The organism is Burkholderia sp. LS-044 (assembly GCF_004803625.1).
Taxonomy (GTDB): Bacteria; Pseudomonadota; Gammaproteobacteria; order Burkholderiales; family Burkholderiaceae; genus Burkholderia; species Burkholderia cepacia.
The window spans coordinates 241,175-262,283 of sequence record NZ_SSWO01000011.1 but is presented as its reverse complement, the minus strand read 5'-3'; the positions used below and the strand labels follow the sequence as shown (position 1 = coordinate 262,283).

The following is a 21,109-nucleotide window of genomic DNA, read 5'->3' as shown; positions in this document are numbered from 1 at the left end:
TCTCAAGGCGATTTGAACAAGATCGCCTTGCAATTGAATCAACGCCCGAGAAAGATATTGGGTTACATGACGCCTGCAGATAAACTAAACGCCAGCATCGGTGTTGCATTCACCGGTTGAACCCGTCGCCGCGTACTTTGCAAAGGGATAGCGGCAAGGTACGCGTTCATGCGAGCCCATCTGGGCGAGTTCCGCCTGCACTCGATGTGCCGGGTCCTTGGCGTGCATCGTAGCGGCTATTACGTCTGGCAGCGGCAGACAGTCGGGGCCCGCAAGCGTGAGGATGAGCGATTGCTCGGTCTGATCAAGCATGCGTGGCTGGCCAGCGGCGGCGTCTATGGCTACCGCAAGGTCACGATGGATTTGCGTGAATCGGGCGAAACGTGCAGCCGTCACCGCGTCCACCGCCTCATGAGAGGCGAAGGTCTGCGGGCAGAAGTGGGCTATGGCAGCAAGCCCCGCTATCGGGGTGGTCCGGTCGGCGTAATCGCCAACGTGTTGAACCGTGAGTTCGCGCCAACCGCACCGAACCGGGTCTGGGTAACGGACATCACGTACATCCGGACCTACGAGGGCTGGCTGTATCTGGCGGCTGTTATGGGCCTGTACTCGCGCCAGATCGTCGGTTGGGCTACGCGCTCGACGATGACCAGCGATCTGGTTTTACAGGCGCTGTTGGCTGCGGTTTGGAAACGCAAACCGGGACCCGGTGTCATGGTGCATTCCGACCAAGGCAGTCAATTCACGAGCGATGACTGGCAGTCATTCCTGAAGGCACACCATATGGTGCCAAGCATGAGTCGGCGCGGTAATTGCCACGACAATGCCGTGGCCGAGAGCTTCTTCAGTGCCCTAAAGAAGGAGCGAATCAAGCGGCGCATCTATTCGAGTCGGGCGACCGCGACCTCGGACTTGTTCGATTACATCGAAATGTTTTATAACCCGGTTCGTCGGCATGGTTCCGCCGGCGATCTTTCACCGATTGAGTTCGAGCGGCGCTACGCGTTAAACGGCTCGTGAGTGTCTATGAAACTCTGGCCGGTCCACGGCATCTGCGCCTCCTAGCCATCCGGGAGTTGAGTAAATAGGCGGGAGGTTGAGACTACCGCCGTGATTCAGGGGCAGGGCTGATGACCCTGCCCCTTGTCTAGGCGTTGATGCCTCTCCCCACGCCTCGCTACCGGGGACCCAGCCCCTGCCCATTCCGGCATTTGAACATTGGCCGTTTGAAAGTAGAAAACTCGCATCAAACGGCCAATCTTTAAAAATCAATGACTTATGCTTCCGTCAAAGTGACAACGCCTTGGTAACAAGAGCGACTGAATCGATACGGGCGTGACACGGTTCGCCCGGCGCAGTCCGAATCGAGACTGCTCCTGCGCGCCCGTAGATAGCAGCTTTCGAATCTTGACGAGTGGTCGGGCAAATTCTTTGCCGCTTCGTCGACTATCTCGCCTCGCTTGACTGCTACAGTGCCCTGCCCCGATACTGCTGCTACAGCCTGGCGGAATCACGGTAGGACAAGGGTTTGCGGCCGATGCGGTCGGAGTCCCTGATTCGCCACCAAATGCGAGAGCCGCTGTTTCGAAAGAGACAGCGGCTTTTTCATTTTTCCGATGCCACGGCAAGTGGCACGGATGATCGAAATTCCCCGCCCGCGACGCGATCGCCACGGCACCTGGTATCTCCGGGTCGCCCTCAGTCCCTTCAAGCTGCGCTCAGCCCCCGGCGACCTGAACAACATCAATCTCAACGAACGCATCATCAACGCCTGTACGCGGTGATACCGAACGGCGCAAAAATCGATACCCCGCGCAATGCCACCCGGCACACCGCAGTACGCACACGATGCCGCACTTAGAATCGGTACGTCCAAATTCCCGCTGCATCCAGGCATAACGTCAATGAGAAAACGCCTCGCATGCTTCCTGTCGATTCTGATCGGCATCGCAATCCCGCTCGCCTGCCAGGCCGACCCGCTGCCAGACACCACCGTCGACGGCCTGCATTGGAGATTCGAGCAACTGCACGACACCGGGCACGACGACGATTACGAAGTAGCCGCCCGTCGAGGCGAACAGGTGCTGATCTGGGACAACGGCAAGAACCGGCAAGCTTATGCGGAAGCCGTGTTCCTGCTGGTCTCCGCTCCCTATGACCAGGTGCAGCCGCTCGTGGAGCGCGTGCTGCAACGGACGAGCCCGGTCAAGGCCAGTGCCGATAGCTGGCAGTTGCAGAATTTGCCGGACCCCTGGAGCCATGTCCTGTTGTCGCGCCGGCCGGACCTGCGCGCAGCCATCGCCGACCATGCGACCCTGCCGAAACTGCAGCAGGCGCTGCAACAAGGCGCAATCACCCGGCAAGAACTGGACTGGCGCATGGATCAGGCTCGGGCCCGCGTCGACCGGCTGTTCCGCGGCTCCGGCCTGCCCGCGCTGCAACCCACCTACGCGTTCTGGGAGGCCCGCCAGGATCATAGCGACGGCATCACCGGCCAGTACCGGAGCGCGCTGTTCGTCAGGGTGCAGGACACAAGCGCCCTATTCGGGCATCCGGCGACGGTCGTTCAGTTCGGTCGCATCGACTCCCGGCCCAACCCCGACTACAGCCTGTGGAAAGCATTGACACTCCAGGACCTGGACGTGTTCAGCGGCAACCGGACGCAATCCAGCAGGACCGGCATCTCCGTCGTCCCGGCCGACGCATTCACGGCATTGACCGACGCGTTGTCCGCACTGCCGGCCACGCTGGAAATCGCCACGTCGCCCGCTGCATGGCAGTTGCCCTCGGCACCGTCGATGCCGCCCCCCGCCATCAAGCTGGTGGCGCCGGACCCGAGCGCCCCGGTAATCAAGCCGTCGATCATCCGCTGGGACAAGTTCGTGACCGACCCGTCGCAACGCACGTTGCTGTACCCGCACGACATCCTCGGCCTGCCGGATGGCAGCCTGCTGTTCAGCGCCCAGGTGGCCGACAACCGCGGCTGGAACGAGTACGTGTGGCGGCTGCGCGCGGCCAACGGCGCGTTGCAAGCGGACGAAATCTGGCACGGCAAGGAGGGGCCGCGACAGATGATGATCAACGGCGACGGCAGCGCCGTCTGGTTCGACGGCCAGCCCGACGCCAAGAGCAAGCCAAGCCTGTACCGATACGACATCGCGAGCAGCAAGGTCGATCGTCATGAAGTCGTCTGGCCGAGCGAGACCGATTGGCGAGACCATCAGATGAGCGATATGTCCTGGATTCTCGATGACGATCTGCCGGCCAATTTCTGGCATGACCTCCGGCATGGCGAGAAGGACGCGAATCCGGTCGGCTCCGCGTTCCTGACCGTGCAGCGCCCGGCGTCACCGCCGCCGGGCAACGACGATCCATGGCCGTTCGTCACGACGCTGTCGTCGGTACGTCAGTCGCTGATGGACGAGATCAGCAACGGCAGCAATGCGCTGATCTGGCCGGTACGCTGGCGGCCTTCCGGGAGCTACTGGACGGAGGATTCGCAAGGGCTCGCCGAGCTGGACGCCCGCACCGGCCGCACGCTGCGTACGATCGCGTTGCCCCGGCGCATCGGCACACCGGATTCCTTCAGCGCCGCCGGCGCCGCGCAATGGGTGCCCAAGCCGCTCGGCTCGCCGCAGGGTCACTGGATCGCGACAGGCTTCGAGCTGTTGCTCGACGACGACGGCAGCATGCCACCTCCCGTGAAGGCCCCGGGTCCGAAACGGGCGCGCTTCGTCGGCATGCATGTGGTGGATCTCAAGAACGGGCACGTACTGTCGGCCCTGCTGGGCGCTGCCGACACCTTCAAGGCCGCCGCCCGTTCGGCAAACGGTCGCTTCCTTGCGATGGGTACGACCTGCAAAGCGGGCGGCTGGCAACATCGCGTGGCACTCTGGGATGTCGCACAGGGCCGCACGCCCGTGCAGCTTGACGCATCGTCGCTACCCAAAAACAGCGAGATCCAGGCGCTGGCCTTTTCGTGGGACGGTTCTGCGCTGTGGGCAATCGGCACGCGCGAACTGATGCTGTGGAAATTGCCCGCCGCGCTGCGCGATCGCGCGACGCAAGGCGCTGTTCCGGATCAATCCCGCAACTGAAACCGCGGCATCGACACGCGGCTTTTCCGGGACGCCAACACCGCGGTGACCGGCGGCACGGCCACCCCGGCCGCGCCCCGGCGCCTCACGCCGCCACCGCCCCTCGCTGCAGCTTCGCCGCCTGCGCCCCCACCCGCCCGCGCCAGTTCTCCCCGCCTTCCAGCGACGGCGTCGCCTCGAACACCTCCGCGACCCAGTCGGCGAACACACGCACCTTCTGCGACAGGTGCCGGTTGTGCGGATACACGATCGAAATCGGCTTCGGCTTCGGATTGCAGTCAGGCAGCACCTCGACCAGCGAGCCGTCGAGCAGGTTCGGCAGCACCATGAACAGCGTCGGCTGGATCATCCCGAACCCTTCGAGCCCGCACGTCACGTAGGCATCCGAATCGTTGACCGTGACGCTGCCGTTCATCCGCACCTCGAACGGCTTGCCGTCGATCATGAACACCCACGGAATCGCACGCGCGCCGTGGCTCGCACGGAAATTCACCGCGTGATGGTCGGCGAGATCGGCAATCTCGTGCGGCTCGCCGTGACGCGAGAGGTAATCGGGCGACGCGCAGGTCACGCGCTTCAGCATCCCGATCCGCCGCGCGACCATCGACGAATCCTCGAGCGGCCCGACCCGGATCATGCAGTCGATGCCCTCCTCGACCGGATCCACATAGCGGTCGGAGAGCCCCAGTTCGAGCGTGATGTCGGGATAGCGCTGCCGGAAAATCGACAGCGACGGCAGCACGATGCGCCGCCCGAGCGAACTCGGCATGTGGACACGCAGCACGCCGCTCGGCTTGCGGTTGCCCGTCTGGAAACTCGCGTCGGCCTCCGCGATCTCCGAGATGATCTTCGTGCAATGCTCGTAGTACGCCGCGCCTTCCGGCGTGAGCGACAGCCTGCGTGTCGTCCGGTGCATCAGGCGCACGCCCAGCAGCGCCTCGAGGTTCTGAATGATGGTCGTCACCGACGCGCGCGGCATCGCGAGCGTGTCGGCCGCGCGTGTGAAGCTGTTCGCGTCGACCACACGGGTAAAAACTTCCATTGCCTGGATTCGGTCCATGCTGCTCCCCCTTCGAATCGCCAACGGAACAGAATAGAGCGCGCGACGGGCACGGCACAAGCCCCCGTCCATTGTTCTCCGATCCTGAATAGTTTCTGCGTTTCGGACTGGAAAGCGATCGATTTCCGTTCAGTTTCACTCGGCGATCGTTCCGGCCCCGAGCGCAGCCGCACGCCGTGCGTTATCGCACGAAGCGCTCGCGATAGCCTTGCGGCGACACGCCCAGCACCCGCACGAAACAGCGTCGCAGCGTCTCCTCGGAGCCGAAGCCGCAACGCGCGGCGATCCGCTTGACCGGCCACGTCGTTTCGCCGAGCAGGCGCTGCGCAGCCTCGACGCGGAGCTGCTCGACCGCGCGCGCGGGGGTGCGGCCGGTGCCCGCGCGGTAGTGGCGCACGAAGCTGCGCTCGCTCATGCTTGCGCGCTCGGCCAGCGCGGGCACCGACAGGTCGGCCGTCAGGTGCTCGGCCATCCACGCATGCAGTTCGCCGAACCGGTCGTCGGTGCGCTGCATCGACAGCATCGTGCTGAACTGCGCCTGTCCGCCCGGGCGCTTCAGGAACACGACGAGTTCGCGCGCGACGTCGAGCGCGGTCGCCCGCCCCAGGTCCTCCTCGACCAGCGCGAGCGCGAGATCGATGCCGGCCGTCACGCCGGCCGAGGTCCACAGCGCGCCTTCGCGGATGAAGATCGGATCGGATTCGACGCGCACGTTCGGATAGCGCGCCGCGAACTCGTCGCAGCGCGCCCAGTGCGTGACCGCACGGCGCCCGTCGAGCAGGCCGGCCTCGGCGAGCAGGAATGCGCCGGTGCAGACGGACGCCACGCGCCGCGTGCGCGCCGCCTGCTGCCGCACCCAGCGCACCAGCCGCGCGTCCCGGGATGCCGCATGCACGCCCTTACCGCCGGCGACGATCAGCGTATCGGGATGGCGTGCGGCCGAGCGCAGCGACTCGGCCATCACGACGAGACCCGACGACGTCTCGACGGGCCCCGCCTCGGCCGCGACGACACGCGGCGCGTAGGGTGCCGGCTGGCCGCGCTCCTGCGCGAGCTCGTTGACGGACGCAAACACCTGCAGCGGCCCCGACACGTCGAGCAGCTGGGCACGAGGGAACGCGAGAACCAGGATCGAACGCGGGGCGGCAGGCATGGCGATTGGCTGAAAACGTGGGTGATATGGCAATTTCGCCAAACACTACGCGCCTAGAATCGATCTGTCCATCCCGCGCCGGCAACGGTGCGCCCCCCTTCCAACCGGAGTCTTCGCATGACCCTGCATATCGGCTTTCTCGTGTTCCCGGGCGTCCAGCAACTCGATCTCACCGGCCCGCACGACGTGCTCGCGTCGCTGCCCGACGCGGCCGTCCACCTGGTCTGGAAGTCGCGCGACACCGTCGCGTCGAGCAGCGGGCTCGCGCTCGCGCCGACCTGCACGTTCGACGATTGCCCGCCGCTCGACGTGATCTGCATTCCGGGCGGCATCGGGATCAACGAACTGTTGCTCGATGCCGAAACGATCGCCTTCGTGCAGCAGCGCGCGGCCACCGCGCGCTACGTGACGTCGGTCTGCACGGGCGCGCTGCTGCTCGGCGTGGCCGGCCTGCTGCGCGGGCGGCGCGCGACGACGCACTGGGCGTTCCACACGCTGCTCGAACCGCTCGGCGCGGTGCCGGTGCGCGAGCGCGTGGTGCGCGACGGCAACCTGATCACGGGCGGCGGCGTCACGGCCGGCATCGACTTCGCGTTGACGATCGCCGCGGAACTGGCCGGCGACGAGGAAGCGCAGGCGATCCAGCTGCAACTCGAGTACGCGCCCGCGCCGCCGTTCGACGCCGGTTCGCCGGACACCGCGCCGGCAGCCGTCGTGAAGCGCGTCACCGAACGTTCGGCGGCCGGTTTCGCGAAGCGCAAGGCGACGATCGAACAGGCGCTGCGCGCGATGTCGCGCTGAATGCGGATACGTAGAAATTGCCTCGACGACTGAAAGACGACGCGCACTCGCGCCGGAGAACATATCGATGAACATCGTCCGCAGCGCCGCGTTCACCGCGGATCGTGCGTGGGGCGCGCTCGACATCGCGAACCTGGGCGGCATCACGGTTCGCCTGCACTGGACCGACCAGCCGTATCGATGGCACGTGAACGACGGCGAGGAAGTGTTCGCGGTGCTCGACGGTCGCGTCGAGATGCGTTATCGGGAAGCAGGCGTCGAGCACGCGACGGTGCTCGAAACGGGTGACGTGTTCCACGCGACGGCCGGCACCGAGCACGTCGCGCATCCGCTCGGCGAAGCACGCATCCTCGTGATCGAAACCGAAGGCAGCGTCTGACGGACGTTGGCCGTGCGCCGAGGCCGCGCGGATGCCGAGCGCATCCGCGCGGCGGGTTTCATCCGGTGATCGTCCCGGTGGCCTGCGACGCGACCAGCTTCGGCTGCGGCGTGCACAGGCACTGGCACAGGTCGTGTTCGAGCGCGACGACCTTGCCCATCACGGTCATCGTCCGCTCGCCGCCGTCGGACACGATCACGCCGGGAGACTTGCAGGCGGCGCAGAACACCGACGCGCCGAGATAGGCGAGTTCGCGTCCGTCGAACGACGAATTGGCGATCCCGTCGAGCACGACACCGCCGTGGTCGGTCGTGTCGCCCTTCAGAATGAATTTGCGGCTCATGTGTCGGTTCTTCCCTCGGAAATGCCGTGCAGCGCGGCATCACGGCCGCACGCGGGCAATCGGAATCCGCCCGTCGATCGCGGGCGTGCCGCGAGCATATCACCGCTCGCGGCCGCCGCTAGCCGATCGCCGCATTCGTCAGAACTTGTGCCGGACGCCGATCCGCGCCTCGCACTGGCGGTCGTTCGCGGACGCGCCGGGGCCGTTGATCGCGGCAACCGCCGCGTGCCCCGTCGAATCGGCGCCCGATGCGCCGCAGCCGATCGTCGAATGCACGTCGTTCAGCGCGGCGTTTTTCGCTGTCGGTGCACACCGACACCGTGTCGTGCGTGCCGAAGCGCTTCATGGAAATCGACTGGATTCGCGAGCGGATGGTCGCGATCGACGTGGAGGAGACGATTCCGGCCGTGTCGGTCGGCGTGCTCACGCGCCGCGATGCGCTGAACACGATTGCCTGCGACTACCTGATCCACTGCTTCGTCGAAGCCGTGCGCCGGCACGATCGCGCGACGCTGCTGTGGCGGTAGCGCCGCCGTTCAGACGAACAGCGCGACGCACAGCGCGGCCCCGCACAGATACGTGCCGAGCGCGCCGATGAAACGCACGGGATTCGGGTTGGCCATCGTCGGCCAGGCGAGCAATCCGATGACCAGCAGGCAGCGGAACGCGGTTGCCGCGACGATCAGCGCGAGGATCGCGCGAGACGGATCGTGGGCGCCGAAATAGAGAAACAGCACCGCGAGGAACGGCGCGTATTCGGCCGTGTTGCCGTGCGCGCGCACGATCTTGTGCAACCCGTTCGTCGGGTCGGACGCACACCCGGACCCGATGGTGCATCGAAAGCGCGTGACGGACACGACGAACCCGAGCCCGAACAGCAGCAGCCCGAGGATGGCCGTGCACACGAGTGCGACGGGATGGATCGCCATGGGACTCCGGGCGGAAGCGGACATGCGCCGCACATCCGGCGATCGTACCCGCCGCCGGCGCGCGCGGCTATCGCGGAAACCCGTAGCGTCGCCGTGCGACGCCCCCCTTTCACGAACGGGTTCCGGCCCGAATTGAAACGATGCCGCAGCGCACGAAATCCGTGCATCGTCCGTCGGCCCGGCCACGCGGGCCTGCCCACCGCCGCCCCTGCCGCGCCGACGTCGCCGCGCGCAACGCGCAAACGTTCAAGCCGCAGCGGCGCGCACCATCTCGGCGCGGCGCCCGTTGCCGCGCATCACAGGCATGCACGTTGCGTCGACGCATCTCGGTAGTCGACGCCCTTGGCAGCCCGCTGCGGAGGACTACACTAATCCTTAATGGGGTGCGGCCGGAGCCCGCGCCTTCAGGGAGACGCCGCCATGAATCGGCCGCTGAATCGTATCCTGCCGCGCGTGACCGGTCCCGCATCGGTCTGGACGTGGGTCAAGTGGTCCCTGCTCGCCGCGCTGCTGATCGCGGTGGCGATCGTCGCGCGGCTCGTGCAGAGCGAGATCGAAACGTCCCGGCTGCAGGCGCACTACCTGTCCGATCTCACCCGCGACGTCGGCTACACGCTCGAGGCGGGCCCGAGCGATCGCATCCGCTTCCCCGCGAACGGCCCGTACGACCAGCGCCTCGGCTACGCGATGATTCCGGCGTTCCAGGAACGGCTGCTCGCGCGCGGTTTCGTCGTCGGCAAGCAGGCGCGCGATTCGCAGCGGATGCTGTCGATCGGCGATCGCGGGCTGTTCCTCCCGTTCGAGGAGAAGGACCAGGCGGGCCTGACGCTGTTCGACTCGACCGGCGCGCCGCTGTTCGCGACCGTGTTCCCGCAGCGCGTCTATGCCGACTTCGACAGGGTGCCGCGCGTGATCGTCGATTCGCTGCTGTTCATCGAGGATCGCTACCTGCTCGACGCGAACGAGCCGAACCGCAACCCGGCGATCGACTGGGGGCGCTTCAGCCGCGCGCTCGCCGACCAGGCGCTGCACGTCGTCAACCGCCACCAGGCGCGCCCGGGCGGCAGCACGCTCGCGACGCAGATCGAGAAGTTCCGCCATTCGCCCGAGGGCCGCACCGCGACGCCGCCGGAGAAGCTGCGGCAGATCGCGTCGGCGTCGGTGCGTGCCTACCTGAACGGCCCGCAGACGATGCTCGCGCGCCGCACCATCGTCGTGCGCTACCTGAATTCCGTCCCGCTCGCCGCGCGGCCGCACATCGGCGAGATCACCGGCATCGGCGACGGCCTCGCCGCGTGGTACGGCCGCGACTTCAACGACGTGAACCGCATCCTGTCCGCGCCGACGACGGGCGACAACGTCGACGAACAAGGCAAGGCGTTCCGCGAGGTGCTGTCGCTGATCATCGCGCAGCGCGCGCCGTCGTACTTCCTCAATCGCGGCTATCCGGCACTGGAACGGCTGACCGACAGCTACCTGAGGCTGCTGTCGAACGGCGGCGTGATCTCGCCGGCGCTGCGCGACGCCGCGCTTGCCGCGCAGATCGAACGCAGCGCGCCGCCGGCCGCCGTGCACGTGCAGTCGTTCGTGTCGCGCAAGGCCGTGACGTCCGCGCGCGCGTCGCTGCTGTCGGCGCTCGGCATCAGCGACCTGTACCAGCTCGACCAGTTCGACCTGCAGGCGACCAGCACGCTCGACAACGGCGTGCAGCAGGCCGTCGCCGAACGGCTCGCACGGGCGTCGACGCGCGACGGCGCGCAGGCGGCCGGCCTGTACGGTTTCGAGATGCTCGCACCGAAGGACGACCCGTCGCACCTCACGTACAGCTTCACGCTGTACGAACACCGCAACGGCGCGAACCTGCTGCGCGTGCAGACCGACAGCGTGAACGAGCCGTTCGACGTCAATCGCGGCGGCCGCATCAACCTCGGCTCGACCGCGAAGCTGCGCACGCTGATCACCTACCTGCAGATCGTGTCCGACCTGCATGCGCGCTACGCGAACCTGTCGAACGCGGAGCTGGCCCGCGTGAAGCCCGACCCGATCGACGGGCTGTCGCACTGGGCGCTCGACTACCTGTCGCATACGCGCGACCGCTCGCTGCAGGCGATGCTCGACGCGTCCGTCGAACGCAAGTATTCGGCGAGCCCGGACGTGTTCTACACGGGCGGCGGCGCACAGGTGTTCTCGAACTTCGAAAAGTCGGACAACGGCCGCATCCTGACGCTGCACGCGGCCTTCGAGCACTCGGTCAACCTCGTGTTCGTGCGGCTGATGCGCGACATCGTCCACTACGAGACGCTGCAGGCGGCCGGCCCGTCGTCGTCGTGGCTCGGCGACCCCGAACAGCGCCGGCATTACCTGCAGCAGTTCGTCGACGGCGAAAGCCAGGTCTATGTGAAGCGCTACTACACGCGCTATGCGGGCAAGGCGCCCGACGACGCGCTCGCGCTGATGCTGAAGGACGTGCGCAAGTCGCCGCCGAAGATTGCGACGGTGCTGCGCAGCGTCGCGCCGAACGAATCGCTCGCGTGGTTCGACGCGCAGATGCGTGCGCAACTGAAGGGCACGCCGGCCGCGACGCTGTCCGACGACGATCTCGCCAGGCTTTACGCGAAGTACGCGATCGACCGCTTCAACCTCAACGATCGCGGTTATATCGCGAGCGTGCATCCGCTCGCGCTGTGGACGCTCAACTACCTGCGCGCCCACCCGGCGGCGCCGCTTGCCGATGTCCAGCGCGACAGCCGCGACGCGCGTTTCTACACGTACTCGTGGCTGTACAAGACGCGCTACCACGCGACCCAGGACCGCCGCATCCGTCGCATGGTCGAACTGCGCGCGTACGCGGAGATCACGAAGTCGTGGCGGGCACTCGGCTACCCGTTCGCGGAAGTCACGCCGTCGTACGCGGCCGCGATCGGCGCATCGGGCGACCAGCCCGACGCGCTCGCGAAACTGATCGGCCTGATCGCGAACGGCGGCCAGAAAGCGCCGACCGAGACGATCACGCGGCTCGACTTCGCGAAGGGCACGCCGTACGAAACGCGCTTCGTGCGCGCGGCCGCGCAGCCGCAACCGGTGCTGTCGCCCGAGATCGTCAACGTCGCGCACACGCTGCTGCGCGACGTCGTGCTCAACGGCACCGCGCGCCGCCTCGCGGGCGGCTTCACGCTGCCCGACGGCAAGACGCTCGACGTGTACGGCAAGACCGGGACGGGCGACCAGCGCTTCAACGTCTACGCGCGCGGCGCGCGGCTGATCGAGTCGCGCAAGGTGAACCGCAGCGGCACGTTCGTGTTCGTGCTCGGCGACCGGTTCTTCGGGGTCCTGACGGCGACTGCGCACGAACCGTACGCGGCACGCTACGACTTCACGAGCGCGATGGCCGTGCAGTTGCTGAAGTCGATGGCGCCGGCGCTCGCGCCGCTGATCGAACGCCCGGCCGGCACCGGCACGCGCACCGCGGGCGCCGCACCGCACGCGGCAGCGCCCGCGACAGGTGCCGCGGCCGCGCAACCGTCCTGACGGCCGCGCGCCCTGTCATGCGCCGACGCGCCGCTCAGTGCGAGCGGCCGTCGTAGTGCGTGACCGGCAGCGCGTCGAGATCGACACCTTCGAGACAGCGCACGTTGATCGCGACCATCGCGCGCATCCACAAGCCGGGCGGCTGCGCGAAAGCCTGACCGCGCCGCCCGCCGTTTCGCGTCACGACATCTCGATCCGCGCGCGCGTCACCGCGAGCAGCGCCGCCATCGCGCGGCGCGCACCGTCCTCGTCGCGCACGCGGATTGCGTCGCTGACCGCCGTGTGCTCGGCGAGCGACGCGTTGTACACGTCCGCGCGGCGCGCATTCAGGTGCAGCTGCGCCTCGAGCGTGCGATCGATCAGCGTGCCGAGCGGCACCAGCAGCTCGTTGCCGCCGGCCTCGAGCACGCTCAGGTGAAAGCGCAGGTCGGCGCGCACCCATTCGTCGACGTTGCGCGCGGCGGCCATCGCGCACGCCGCGCCGTCGATCGCATCGAACGTTTCCGGTGTATGCATGCGCGCGGCGAGCGCGGCCGCGTATGGCTCGACCATCTCGCGCATCTCCTGCAGCTTCAGCGCAAATGCGAGCGGCGGCGCGACGCGCGCATACCAGTCGAGCAGGTCGGCGTCGAGCAGGTTCCATACGCCGCGCGGCCGCACGCGCGTGCCGATCTTCGGCCGCGACTCGACGAGCCCCTTCGACGTGAGCGTGCGCAGCGCCTCGCGCATCACCGTGCGGCTCACGCCGTACATCTCCATCAGGTCGGGTTCCCTCGGCAGCAGCGACTCGGGCGGGTAGTCGCCGCGCAGGATCGCCGTGGCGAGCCGGAAGGCCGTCTGTCCATGCAGGTCGCGTCGAATGATCGTTCTCCGTTATGCCGGTACCCGGGTGTACCGGCTGCCCACTATCTGCACAATAGTGCTATTAATACTATTTTTTTATCAGCTTGCGCTAGGATAACCGCGAAAGCACGCGACCGCGCGCGGCGCCCGACTGCCCGCGCCGGTCAATCCTGGAGACACGCATCGTGAAAATCACCCGCCTCGAAACCTTCGTCGTCCCGCCGCGCTGGCTGTTCCTCAAGATCGAAACCGACGAGGGCATCGTCGGCTGGGGCGAACCTGTCGTCGAAGGCCGCGCGCACACGGTCGAGGCCGCCGTGCAGGAGCTGGCCGACTACCTCGTCGGCCGCGACCCGCTGCTGATCGAGGATCACTGGCAGGTGATGTACCGCGCGGGCTTCTACCGCGGCGGCCCGATCATGATGAGCGCGATCGCGGGCGTCGACCAGGCGCTGTGGGACATCAAGGGCAAGCATCACGGCGTGCCGGTGCATGCGCTGCTCGGCGGCCAGGTGCGCGATCGCATCAAGGTGTATTCGTGGATCGGCGGCGACCGGCCGAGCGACGTCGCGAACAATGCGCGCGCGGTGGTCGAGCGCGGCTTCAAGGCCGTGAAGATGAACGGCTCCGAGGAGCTGCAGATCGTCGACACCTACGACAAGGTCGAGCAGGTGATTGCGAACGTCGCGGCCGTGCGCGACGCGGTCGGCCCGCACGTCGGAATCGGCGTCGACTTCCATGGCCGCGTGCACAAGCCGATGGCCAAGGTGCTCGCGAAGGAGCTCGACCCGTACAAGCTGATGTTCATCGAGGAGCCGGTGCTGTCGGAGAACGCCGAGGCGCTGCGCGACATCGTCAACCAGACCAACACGCCGATCGCGCTCGGCGAGCGGCTCTACTCGCGCTGGGACTTCAAGCACATCCTCGCGGGCGGCTACGTCGACATCATCCAGCCCGACGCGTCGCATGCGGGCGGCATCACCGAGTGCCGCAAGATCGCGACGCTCGCGGAGAGCTACGACGTCGCGCTCGCGCTGCACTGCCCGCTCGGCCCGATCGCGCTCGCCGCGTGCCTGCAGCTCGACGCGGTCAGCTACAACGCGTTCATCCAGGAGCAGAGCCTCGGCATCCACTACAACCAGGGCAACGACCTGCTCGACTACCTGCGCAATCCCGAGGTGTTCCGCTACGAGGACGGCTTCGTCGCGATCCCGCAGGGCCCGGGGCTCGGCATCGACGTGAACGAGGAGAAGGTGCGCGAGATGGCGAAGACGGGCCACCGCTGGCGCAACCCGGTATGGCGACACGCGGACGGCAGCGTCGCCGAGTGGTGAGCGCGATGCGCGGCGAGTCGCGCTGAGTCGCGGCAAGTATCGATACGAGAACGGCTGCCCGACAGGCAGCCGTTTTTGCATGCCCGGCGCGGCACCCGGCACGTGGCGGATGCGCGTCGGCGGCCTTGCGTCGCGCCGCGCGCAACCGGCCGTCAGCCGAGCGCCGCGAACCCCGGCACGCTGAACGACAGCACCGCGGCCGCGACGAACACGCCGATCATCGTCAGCGCCTCGAGATGCAGGATGTTGCGGAACGTGTGCGCATCCTCGGTCGACGCGGTGCGGCGCAGGCGCGGCAGCGCCGAGAAACGGTTCAGGCCGCCGAGCACGAGCGCGAGCGCGACGAGCAGCAGCTTCAGCAGCAACACGCGCCCCCACGTGCTGCCGTCGAGCGGCGCGAGCGACCCGCCGAGCCCGCGGATCGCATTGAGCGCGCCGGTGCCGAGCACGAACACGACCGCGACGATCGACGTACGCGACAAGTGCTGGCCGATGCGGATCAGCGCGCCGCGCGCGACCGACGACCCGAGCGCCGGCAGCACCGCGAGCCCGCCCGCGAGCACGAGGCCGCCCCACACGGCGGTCGCGAGCAGGTGCAGCGTCTGCACGCCGACCGCCGCGGACAGCGCGCCCGTATCGGCCGCATGGCCGAGCGAGGCCTTGCCGGCCGCGACCACGATCACCGCGAGCCACAGCACCGCGTGCGCGGCCGGACCTTCCGGCTTCGCCAGCGCGACGATCGCGAGCACCACGGCGCCGGCGAACGCGACGCTCCATGCGAAGCCCGTATGGGTCTGCGTCAGCATCACGGGAATCGCGCCGAACGCGCCGCCGAGCCCCGCGCCGCTCATCGCCGCGGCCTCGTAGACGAGCCAGCCGAGATCCGCGAGCACCAGCGCCAGCGCCGCCGCGGCCAGCGAATGTTGCGCGCGCAGCCATGCGGGGTGCGACGGCGCGACGACCGGACGTGCACCGTCCTTGCCGAGCCATGCCTTGAGCAGCGCCGAGCCGACCGCCATCGCGAACGCGGCGTCCATCAGCGCCGCGAGCGCGACCTGACCGATCCACAAGCTGTCGAACTTCATCGCGCACACCCTCCCGAAAGCGGCAGGCCGACGAAGCGGCAACGGGACGGACAGCGTGAGGAAGGCAACGGCACGGTAGAAAACGTCATCGATGAATCCGGAAACGGGAGAAATGACTGGACCTGCGGCGGAGGCGGCGCCGCGCGACCCGCGAGTGTACGGTCTTCGATGGTGAAAACGCACGCCGGTTCACACAGGTGCGGCGCAATGCGCGTCAAATTGTCGCAAGTCGCAAACGGACAGGAACCGATGTCCTTTTGCCAAATAGCCGTCATTACCCATCGATGATAGAATGCCGCGTCGCAGCAGCCCGGCTGCCTTGCCGTCATGCGCCGAGCCGATCGTAGCCCGGACAGGTCCCCGTCGAATAAACATGGAGTCTCGTGTGTCTTCAAGACGCCTCTTCCGTCCGCTGCTCGCCGTTCTGATGTTCGGCGGCGCGGGCCTTATGAGCGCTGCCCAAGCGCAGACCAAGCCCACGGAGCAAGCGCACGCCCAGCAGGCGCCGCTCAAGGCACCCGATACCATGGCCGAGCGCGTGCGCGGCTGTACGGCCTGCCATGGCGTCCATGGCCAGGGTACGGACAACGACTACTTCCCGCGTCTTGCCGGCAAGCCGGCCGAGTACCTGTACAACCAGCTCGTCAACTTCCGTGACGGCCGGCGCAAGTACCCGCCGATGAACTACCTGCTGACGTACCTGAACGACGACTACCTGCGCGAGATGGCCGAGCACTTCTCGGCCGAACGCCCGCCGTACCCGACGCCGGCGAAGCCGACGCTGCCGGCCGCGACGCTCGCGCGCGGCAAGCAGCTCGTCACGCAAGGCGACCCGTCCCGCAAGCTGCCGGCCTGCGTGGCCTGCCACGGCGCGACGCTCACCGGCATGCAGCCGGCGATCCCTGGCCTGGTCGGCCTGCACGCCGACTACCTGAGCGCGCAGATCGGTGCATGGCGCTCGGGCAACCGCCACGCGAAGGCGCCCGATTGCATGCATGAAGTCGCTTCGAAGCTTTCCGACGAAGACGTGACGGCCGTGACCGCATGGCTCGCCGCGCAACCGGCGCCCGCCAACCCCGTGCCGGCTCCGGCGCGTTCGATGAAGACTCCGCTCGCCTGCGGCAGCGAACCGCAATAAGGCAAGGGAGACAGACACAATGAAACGCAAGTCCCTGTTTGCACTCTCGGCTGTCGCGATCGTCGCGGCCGCCGCCCTCGTGCCGGTCCTGTGGCCGGGCAACGACACGCTGCACGGCGCTGCCGCCGTCGCGGCCACGCCGGCCGACCAGGCCGCGCTGATCAAGAAGGGCGAGTACCTCGCGCGCGTCGGCGACTGTATCGCGTGCCACACCGTGCGCGGCGGCAAGTCGTTCGCGGGCGGCCTGCCGATGGCGACGCCGTTCGGCACGATGTACACGCCGAACATCACGCCGGACGACAAGGACGGTATCGGCAAGTGGACGTCGGACGACTTCTACCGCGCGATGCACACCGGCCGTTCGAAGGACGGCAGCCTGCTCTACCCGGGCTTCCCGTTCGCGAGCTACACGAAGGTCACGCGCGCGGATTCCGACGCGATCTACGCGTACCTGCGCTCGGTCGCGCCGGTGTCGGTGCCGAGCCGTCCGCACGAACTGAAGTTCCCGTTCAACAACCGCAACCTGCTGATCGGCTGGCGCACGCTGTTCTTCAAGGAAGGCGAGTACAAGCCGGATCCGACCAAGTCGGTCGAATGGAACCGCGGTGCGTACCTCGTCGAGGGCCTCGGCCACTGCTCGATGTGCCACACGTCGATCAACATGATGGGCGGCCCGGTGAGCTCGGCGGCCTTCGCGGGCGGCCTGATCCCGCTGCAGAACTGGTATGCGCCGTCGCTGACGAACGACAAGGAACTCGGCCTCGGCGACTGGCACGTGCAGGAGCTGTCCGACCTGCTGCAAGCCGGCGTGTCGAACAAGGGCGCGGTGTTCGGCCCGATGGCCGACGTCGTGCACAACAGCCTGCAGTACATGAGCGACGAAGATACGCGCGCGATGTCGACGTACCTGAAGTCGATCCCGCAGAAGGCTGAAGCGCCGAAGAACATGCAGTACGAGCCGTCGAAGCAGTTCGGCAACGCGCTGTTCGACCAGGGCAAGAAGATCTACGCGGACAACTGCGCGACCTGCCACGCCGAAACCGGCGCGGGCAAGCCGCCGGCCTATCCGCCGCTCGCGGGCAACCACTCGATCGTGATGGAATCGGCGGTCAACCCGATCCGCATGGTGCTCAACGGTGGCTATCCGCCGAGCACGTTCAAGAATCCGCGTCCGTACGGGATGCCGCCGTTCGCACAGTCGCTGTCGAACCAGGAGGTTGCGGCGGTCGTCACGTATATCCGGATGTCGTGGGGCAACAACGGTACGCCGATCTCACCGCAACAGGTGAGCGACCTGCGTTCCGCGCCGCTCGACTAAGAAGCGGCTGACAAACACGGGGCGCGGCTGCGGGAAACCGCGGCCGCGCCCTTTTGCATTTTGCAATTTGCGATGTCACCTCCCGCGCGGGCCGCGCGAGACGTCGCCGATCATAAAACTGAAGAGTGGTATCTATGTCTTTCGAATCTCTCGGCCTGGCCGAACCGCTCGTCAAGGCGGTCAACGAGCTCGGCTATACGTCGCCGACTCCCATCCAGCAGCAGGCGATCCCTGCCGTCCTCGGCGGCGGCGACCTGCTCGCCGGTGCGCAGACGGGCACCGGCAAGACGGCAGGCTTCACGCTGCCGATCCTGCAGCGCCTGCACACGTTCTACGCCGAGCATCGCGGCGCGAAGCGCGCGGTGCGCGCGCTGATCCTCACGCCGACGCGCGAACTCGCCGCCCAGGTCGAGGAAAGCGTCCGTGCCTACAGCAAGTACCTGAAGCTGCGCTCGACCGTGATGTTCGGCGGCGTCAGCATCAATCCGCAGATCGACGCGCTCAAGCGCGGTGTCGACATCGTCGTCGCGACGCCGGGCCGCCTGCTCGATCACATGCAGCAGAAGACGATCGACCTGTCGGACCTCGACATCCTCGTGCTCGACGAAGCCGACCGGATGCTCGACATGGGCTTCATCCACGACATCAAGCGCGTGCTCGCGAAGCTGCCGCCGCAGCGCCAGAACCTGCTGTTCTCGGCCACGTTCTCCGACGAGATCAAGGCGCTCGCCGACAGCCTGCTCGATTCGCCCGCGCTGATCGAGGTCGCACGCCGCAACACGACCGCCGAGAGCGTCGCGCAGAAGATCCACCCGGTCGACCGCGACCGCAAGCGCGAACTGCTCACGCACCTGATCCGCGAACACAACTGGTTCCAGGTGCTCGTGTTCACGCGCACGAAGCACGGCGCGAACCGGCTTGCCGAGCAGCTGACGAAGGACGGCATCAGCGCGATGGCGATCCACGGCAACAAGAGCCAGTCGGCCCGCACGCGCGCGCTGGCGGAGTTCAAGAACAGCACGCTGCAGGTGCTCGTCGCGACCGATATCGCCGCGCGCGGGATCGACATCGACCAGTTGCCGCACGTCGTCAACTTCGACCTGCCGAACGTGCCGGAAGACTACGTGCACCGGATCGGCCGCACGGGCCGCGCGGGCGCGACCGGCGAAGCCGTGTCGCTCGTGTGCGTCGACGAGAAGCAGCTGCTGCGCGACATCGAGCGGCTGATCAAGCGCGAGATTCCGCAGGAAGTGATCGCGGGCTTCGAACCCGATCCGAACGCGAAGCCGGAGCCGATCCAGCAGCGCCGCGGGCAACAGCAGCCGCGCGGCGGTGGCGGCGGTGGCGGCAATCGCCAGCCGCGTGCGGGCGGCTCAGGCCAGCCGGCGGCCGCGAAACGCGACGGCAACGCACAGCCGAAAGCATCGCAGCAGAAGGCCGCGAAGCCGCGCACGCAAGGCGGCGCCGGCGGCAGCGGCGGACGCCCGGCGGGCGGCGGCAATGGCGCACGCCCCGCGAACGGCAACGCCGCGCACCCGAACCGCAACCGTTCGTCGCGCAGCGGCCAGCGCGGTCACTGAAGCCGCGCGGCCGCGCGCCGCAGGTGCTCGACCTGGCGTTGCCAGCGCTCGAGCACCGCGGCGCGCTCCCCTTCCAGCGTGAACGTGACGCCTGTCGCGAGACGCGCATAGCCGACCCGCTGCGCATCGCCATGCGCGATCGTCGCAGCGAATCCGGCCAGCCCGCCGAAGTCCCCTTCGAGCGGCTCCATCGTCAATTGCGCCTGAAAGAACGCGCCGTCTGCGACGAGCGTCAGCGCCGCCGTGCGCCGTTGCGCGATCGCGCGCGCCGCACGCGATTGCGGCCAGAGCGCAAGCAGCAGCGTGCGCGCATCGTGTGCATAGATCTCGCCGACGCCGAGCAGCGTCGTGCGCAACTGGCCGTCGTCGGTCGCGACGATCAGCGATGCGGCGAAGTCGGCATGACGCTCGAGCGCCGTGCCGTCGAACAGCGAGACGACGGCCGGCGGCCACGCATCGAACGTCCATTGTTCGAGCGCGTGGCGATGGGTATCGGTCATGATGGCGTGGCCCCGGTGGAAAGCGGATGTACAAGCCGCAGCATACGCGCGACGGGCCGCGCCGCGGCGATCAGCGCAGGAACACGTGCCGCGTGATCTTCGTGAGCGGATAGTGGACGCCCGGCTGGATCTTCGCGGGCAGGTCGAGCGGCTTGAGCAGCATCTTCACGCACATGTCGGCCGACAGGTTGCGCCGCACCAGCTTGCTGATGCGCGCGGCGCGCTCGCGGTTGTACTGGCTGTCGCCGACGCGATCCGGATAGCGGACCGCGAACACATGGCGCAGCGCGATCTCGGAATCCTCGTTCTTGATTTCCATCACGCGGCGCGCGAGCGCGCCGAGCACCGCGAGCCGGCCGTTGCCTTCGAGCTGGTTGTACTTCTTGAAGAACTTGAAGAAGTGCTTGTAGTGACGCACTTCGTCCGTGCGGATGTTGTCGGTGATTTCCTTCAGCACGGGCTCGTCCGAGCATTCGTTGATCGCGCGATAGAGCGTGGCCGTGCCCGTCTCGACGACGCAGCGCGCGACCATCTCGAGCGCGCGGGTCTTCTCGAATGCCTCGACCTTGCAGGTCAACGAATACTCGGCGAAGAAATTCGCGAACGCGGTATCCCAGTCGAACTCGGGCCACACGTGCGCGATGTACGCCTTCAGCGCGCGCCCGTGCTGCAATTCTTCGTGCTCCCATGCATTGTTGAGCCATGCGGAGACTTCCGGATCGTCGTTGAAGAACTGGCTCAGATTGCTCGTGTAGAGATCCGAACCGCTTTCGATGAACGACGACGCGCACAGCAGCAGCAACAGATCCTCGTTCGCGGCGGCACGCTGACGATCGATCCGGTTCAGGTCGATGTCCTCGATGCGCCACGGCATCACATGCGTCGTTTTGGTGTCCATGGTGGTGCGCTCCCAGTCGTCGCACGGGCGCCGGCCCATGCCTTCGGCACAGGCGCCGACCGACCCGCAGGCGGCGTTTTACTTGCGTTTATAGTGGATTGGTCCGGCCGAACCATGCTGGCA

19 protein-coding genes and 2 pseudogenes are annotated in these 21,109 nt (G+C 67.3%); 11 read left to right on the top strand and 10 right to left on the bottom strand.

The features are described 5' to 3' along the window. Nucleotides 1-126: 126 nt before the first annotated feature. The 3 genes and pseudogenes from E9536_RS27105 to E9536_RS27100 form a co-directional block, all read left to right on the top strand. Nucleotides 127-1,020 (top strand): annotated as a pseudogene (locus E9536_RS27105) (IS3 family transposase); the annotation flags it as partial. Nucleotides 1,021-1,637: 617 nt separating this feature from the next. Further along, nucleotides 1,638-1,784, top strand: coding sequence for a hypothetical protein (locus tag E9536_RS41595; protein WP_155638904.1), 147 nt, complete (start codon nt 1,638-1,640; stop codon nt 1,782-1,784). A 120-nt stretch (nt 1,785-1,904) separates the two neighbouring features. Further along, the gene (locus E9536_RS27100; RefSeq protein ID WP_136471246.1) at nt 1,905-4,097 is read left to right on the top strand and encodes a hypothetical protein; all 2,193 of its coding nucleotides are present in this window, start codon (nt 1,905-1,907) and stop codon (nt 4,095-4,097) included. A gap of 85 nt (nt 4,098-4,182) precedes the next feature. Here E9536_RS27100 and E9536_RS27095 read toward each other — a convergent pair whose 3' ends face one another. Continuing rightward, nucleotides 4,183-5,157, bottom strand: coding sequence for a LysR family transcriptional regulator (locus E9536_RS27095; protein WP_136471244.1), 975 nt, complete (start codon nt 5,155-5,157; stop codon nt 4,183-4,185). A gap of 181 nt (nt 5,158-5,338) precedes the next feature. After that, nucleotides 5,339-6,310 carry a GlxA family transcriptional regulator gene (locus E9536_RS27090; protein WP_059699954.1) on the bottom strand — a complete coding sequence of 324 codons (972 nt, stop codon included), beginning with the start codon at nt 6,308-6,310 and terminating at the stop codon, nt 5,339-5,341. 117 nt (nt 6,311-6,427) lie between these two features. Between E9536_RS27090 and E9536_RS27085 the strand changes: the two genes are divergently transcribed. Continuing rightward, the gene (locus E9536_RS27085; RefSeq protein WP_021160187.1) at nt 6,428-7,111 is read left to right on the top strand and encodes a DJ-1/PfpI family protein; all 684 of its coding nucleotides are present in this window, start codon (nt 6,428-6,430) and stop codon (nt 7,109-7,111) included. A gap of 67 nt (nt 7,112-7,178) precedes the next feature. After that, the gene (locus E9536_RS27080) at nt 7,179-7,490 is read left to right on the top strand and encodes a cupin domain-containing protein (protein WP_059523457.1); all 312 of its coding nucleotides are present in this window, start codon (nt 7,179-7,181) and stop codon (nt 7,488-7,490) included. A 58-nt stretch (nt 7,491-7,548) separates the two neighbouring features. Here the strand turns inward: E9536_RS27080 and E9536_RS27075 are convergent, their stop codons facing one another. Both E9536_RS27075 and E9536_RS41590 read right to left on the bottom strand, forming a co-directional pair. After that, nucleotides 7,549-7,833 carry a PAAR domain-containing protein gene (locus E9536_RS27075; protein ID WP_136471242.1) on the bottom strand — a complete coding sequence of 95 codons (285 nt, stop codon included), beginning with the start codon at nt 7,831-7,833 and terminating at the stop codon, nt 7,549-7,551. 138 nt (nt 7,834-7,971) lie between these two features. Continuing rightward, a complete protein-coding gene (locus E9536_RS41590; protein ID WP_168799570.1) occupies nt 7,972-8,109 on the bottom strand; it encodes a hypothetical protein in 138 nt (45 codons plus the stop codon). Between the two features lie 29 nt (nt 8,110-8,138). On the opposite strand from E9536_RS41590, the gene E9536_RS27070 reads away from it, so the two are divergent. Continuing rightward, nucleotides 8,139-8,360, top strand: a complete 222-nt coding sequence (locus E9536_RS27070) for a hypothetical protein (RefSeq protein ID WP_247873510.1) — start codon at nt 8,139-8,141, stop codon at nt 8,358-8,360. Between the two features lie 9 nt (nt 8,361-8,369). Here the strand turns inward: E9536_RS27070 and E9536_RS27065 are convergent, their stop codons facing one another. Next, a complete protein-coding gene (locus tag E9536_RS27065; protein ID WP_034195853.1) occupies nt 8,370-8,762 on the bottom strand; it encodes an MAPEG family protein in 393 nt (130 codons plus the stop codon). 420 nt (nt 8,763-9,182) lie between these two features. Between E9536_RS27065 and E9536_RS27060 the strand changes: the two genes are divergently transcribed. Next, nucleotides 9,183-12,290 carry a transglycosylase domain-containing protein gene (locus tag E9536_RS27060; RefSeq protein ID WP_136471240.1) on the top strand — a complete coding sequence of 1,036 codons (3,108 nt, stop codon included), beginning with the start codon at nt 9,183-9,185 and terminating at the stop codon, nt 12,288-12,290. Nucleotides 12,291-12,324: 34 nt separating this feature from the next. Here the strand turns inward: E9536_RS27060 and E9536_RS27055 are convergent. Then, a pseudogene (locus tag E9536_RS27055) lies at nt 12,325-12,408 on the bottom strand (GFA family protein); the annotation flags it as partial. A 62-nt stretch (nt 12,409-12,470) separates the two neighbouring features. Beyond that, on the bottom strand, nt 12,471-13,154 hold the full coding sequence (locus E9536_RS27050) for an FCD domain-containing protein (RefSeq protein ID WP_060357056.1): 684 nt from the start codon (nt 13,152-13,154) through the stop codon (nt 12,471-12,473). A 164-nt stretch (nt 13,155-13,318) separates the two neighbouring features. Here E9536_RS27050 and dgoD point away from each other — a divergent pair, with 164 nt between their 5' ends. Further along, nucleotides 13,319-14,467 carry a galactonate dehydratase gene (dgoD, locus tag E9536_RS27045; protein ID WP_021160175.1) on the top strand — a complete coding sequence of 383 codons (1,149 nt, stop codon included), beginning with the start codon at nt 13,319-13,321 and terminating at the stop codon, nt 14,465-14,467. A 152-nt stretch (nt 14,468-14,619) separates the two neighbouring features. Here the strand turns inward: dgoD and E9536_RS27040 are convergent, their stop codons facing one another. Then, a complete protein-coding gene (locus E9536_RS27040) occupies nt 14,620-15,552 on the bottom strand; it encodes a CopD family protein (RefSeq protein ID WP_136471238.1) in 933 nt (310 codons plus the stop codon). A 373-nt stretch (nt 15,553-15,925) separates the two neighbouring features. On the opposite strand from E9536_RS27040, the gene E9536_RS27035 reads away from it, so the two are divergent. The 3 genes from E9536_RS27035 to E9536_RS27025 all read left to right on the top strand — a co-directional run bounded on the left by E9536_RS27035 (nt 15,926) and on the right by E9536_RS27025 (nt 19,588). Continuing rightward, nucleotides 15,926-16,690: a c-type cytochrome gene (locus E9536_RS27035; RefSeq protein ID WP_027789194.1), complete on the top strand. Its 765-nt coding sequence runs from the start codon at nt 15,926-15,928 to the stop codon at nt 16,688-16,690. A 19-nt stretch (nt 16,691-16,709) separates the two neighbouring features. Next, the gene (locus E9536_RS27030) at nt 16,710-18,008 is read left to right on the top strand and encodes a cytochrome c (protein WP_021160171.1); all 1,299 of its coding nucleotides are present in this window, start codon (nt 16,710-16,712) and stop codon (nt 18,006-18,008) included. A 134-nt stretch (nt 18,009-18,142) separates the two neighbouring features. Then, nucleotides 18,143-19,588: a DEAD/DEAH box helicase gene (locus tag E9536_RS27025; protein ID WP_060083087.1), complete on the top strand. Its 1,446-nt coding sequence runs from the start codon at nt 18,143-18,145 to the stop codon at nt 19,586-19,588. Here the strand turns inward: E9536_RS27025 and E9536_RS27020 are convergent. Both E9536_RS27020 and E9536_RS27015 read right to left on the bottom strand, forming a co-directional pair. Then, a complete protein-coding gene (locus tag E9536_RS27020) occupies nt 19,582-20,088 on the bottom strand; it encodes a hypothetical protein (protein WP_060083088.1) in 507 nt (168 codons plus the stop codon). The genes E9536_RS27025 and E9536_RS27020 overlap by 7 nt on opposite strands. 70 nt (nt 20,089-20,158) lie before the next feature. After that, nucleotides 20,159-20,986 carry a ferritin-like domain-containing protein gene (locus tag E9536_RS27015; RefSeq protein ID WP_027789191.1) on the bottom strand — a complete coding sequence of 276 codons (828 nt, stop codon included), beginning with the start codon at nt 20,984-20,986 and terminating at the stop codon, nt 20,159-20,161. Nucleotides 20,987-21,109: the final 123 nt, after the last annotated feature.

Excerpts from the sequence above, each read along its gene's own strand:
- E9536_RS27080 (WP_059523457.1), top strand. The coding sequence starts at position 7,179 with ATGAACATCGTCCGCAGCGCCGCGTTCACCGCGGATCGTGCGTGGGGC.
- E9536_RS27060 (WP_136471240.1), top strand. The coding sequence starts at position 9,183 with ATGAATCGGCCGCTGAATCGTATCCTGCCGCGCGTGACCGGTCCCGCA.
- E9536_RS27025 (WP_060083087.1), top strand. The coding sequence starts at position 18,143 with ATGTCTTTCGAATCTCTCGGCCTGGCCGAACCGCTCGTCAAGGCGGTC.
- E9536_RS27035 (WP_027789194.1), top strand. The coding sequence starts at position 15,926 with ATGGAGTCTCGTGTGTCTTCAAGACGCCTCTTCCGTCCGCTGCTCGCC.
- E9536_RS27090 (WP_059699954.1), bottom strand. The coding sequence starts at position 6,310 with ATGCCTGCCGCCCCGCGTTCGATCCTGGTTCTCGCGTTCCCTCGTGCC.
- E9536_RS27015 (WP_027789191.1), bottom strand. The coding sequence starts at position 20,986 with ATGGACACCAAAACGACGCATGTGATGCCGTGGCGCATCGAGGACATC.
- E9536_RS27030 (WP_021160171.1), top strand. The coding sequence starts at position 16,710 with ATGAAACGCAAGTCCCTGTTTGCACTCTCGGCTGTCGCGATCGTCGCG.
- E9536_RS27100 (WP_136471246.1), top strand. The coding sequence starts at position 1,905 with ATGAGAAAACGCCTCGCATGCTTCCTGTCGATTCTGATCGGCATCGCA.
- E9536_RS27075 (WP_136471242.1), bottom strand. The coding sequence starts at position 7,833 with ATGAGCCGCAAATTCATTCTGAAGGGCGACACGACCGACCACGGCGGT.
- E9536_RS27020 (WP_060083088.1), bottom strand. The coding sequence starts at position 20,088 with ATGACCGATACCCATCGCCACGCGCTCGAACAATGGACGTTCGATGCG.
- E9536_RS41595 (WP_155638904.1), top strand. The coding sequence starts at position 1,638 with ATGATCGAAATTCCCCGCCCGCGACGCGATCGCCACGGCACCTGGTAT.
- E9536_RS27065 (WP_034195853.1), bottom strand. The coding sequence starts at position 8,762 with ATGGCGATCCATCCCGTCGCACTCGTGTGCACGGCCATCCTCGGGCTG.
- E9536_RS27095 (WP_136471244.1), bottom strand. The coding sequence starts at position 5,157 with ATGGACCGAATCCAGGCAATGGAAGTTTTTACCCGTGTGGTCGACGCG.
- E9536_RS27040 (WP_136471238.1), bottom strand. The coding sequence starts at position 15,552 with ATGAAGTTCGACAGCTTGTGGATCGGTCAGGTCGCGCTCGCGGCGCTG.
- E9536_RS27085 (WP_021160187.1), top strand. The coding sequence starts at position 6,428 with ATGACCCTGCATATCGGCTTTCTCGTGTTCCCGGGCGTCCAGCAACTC.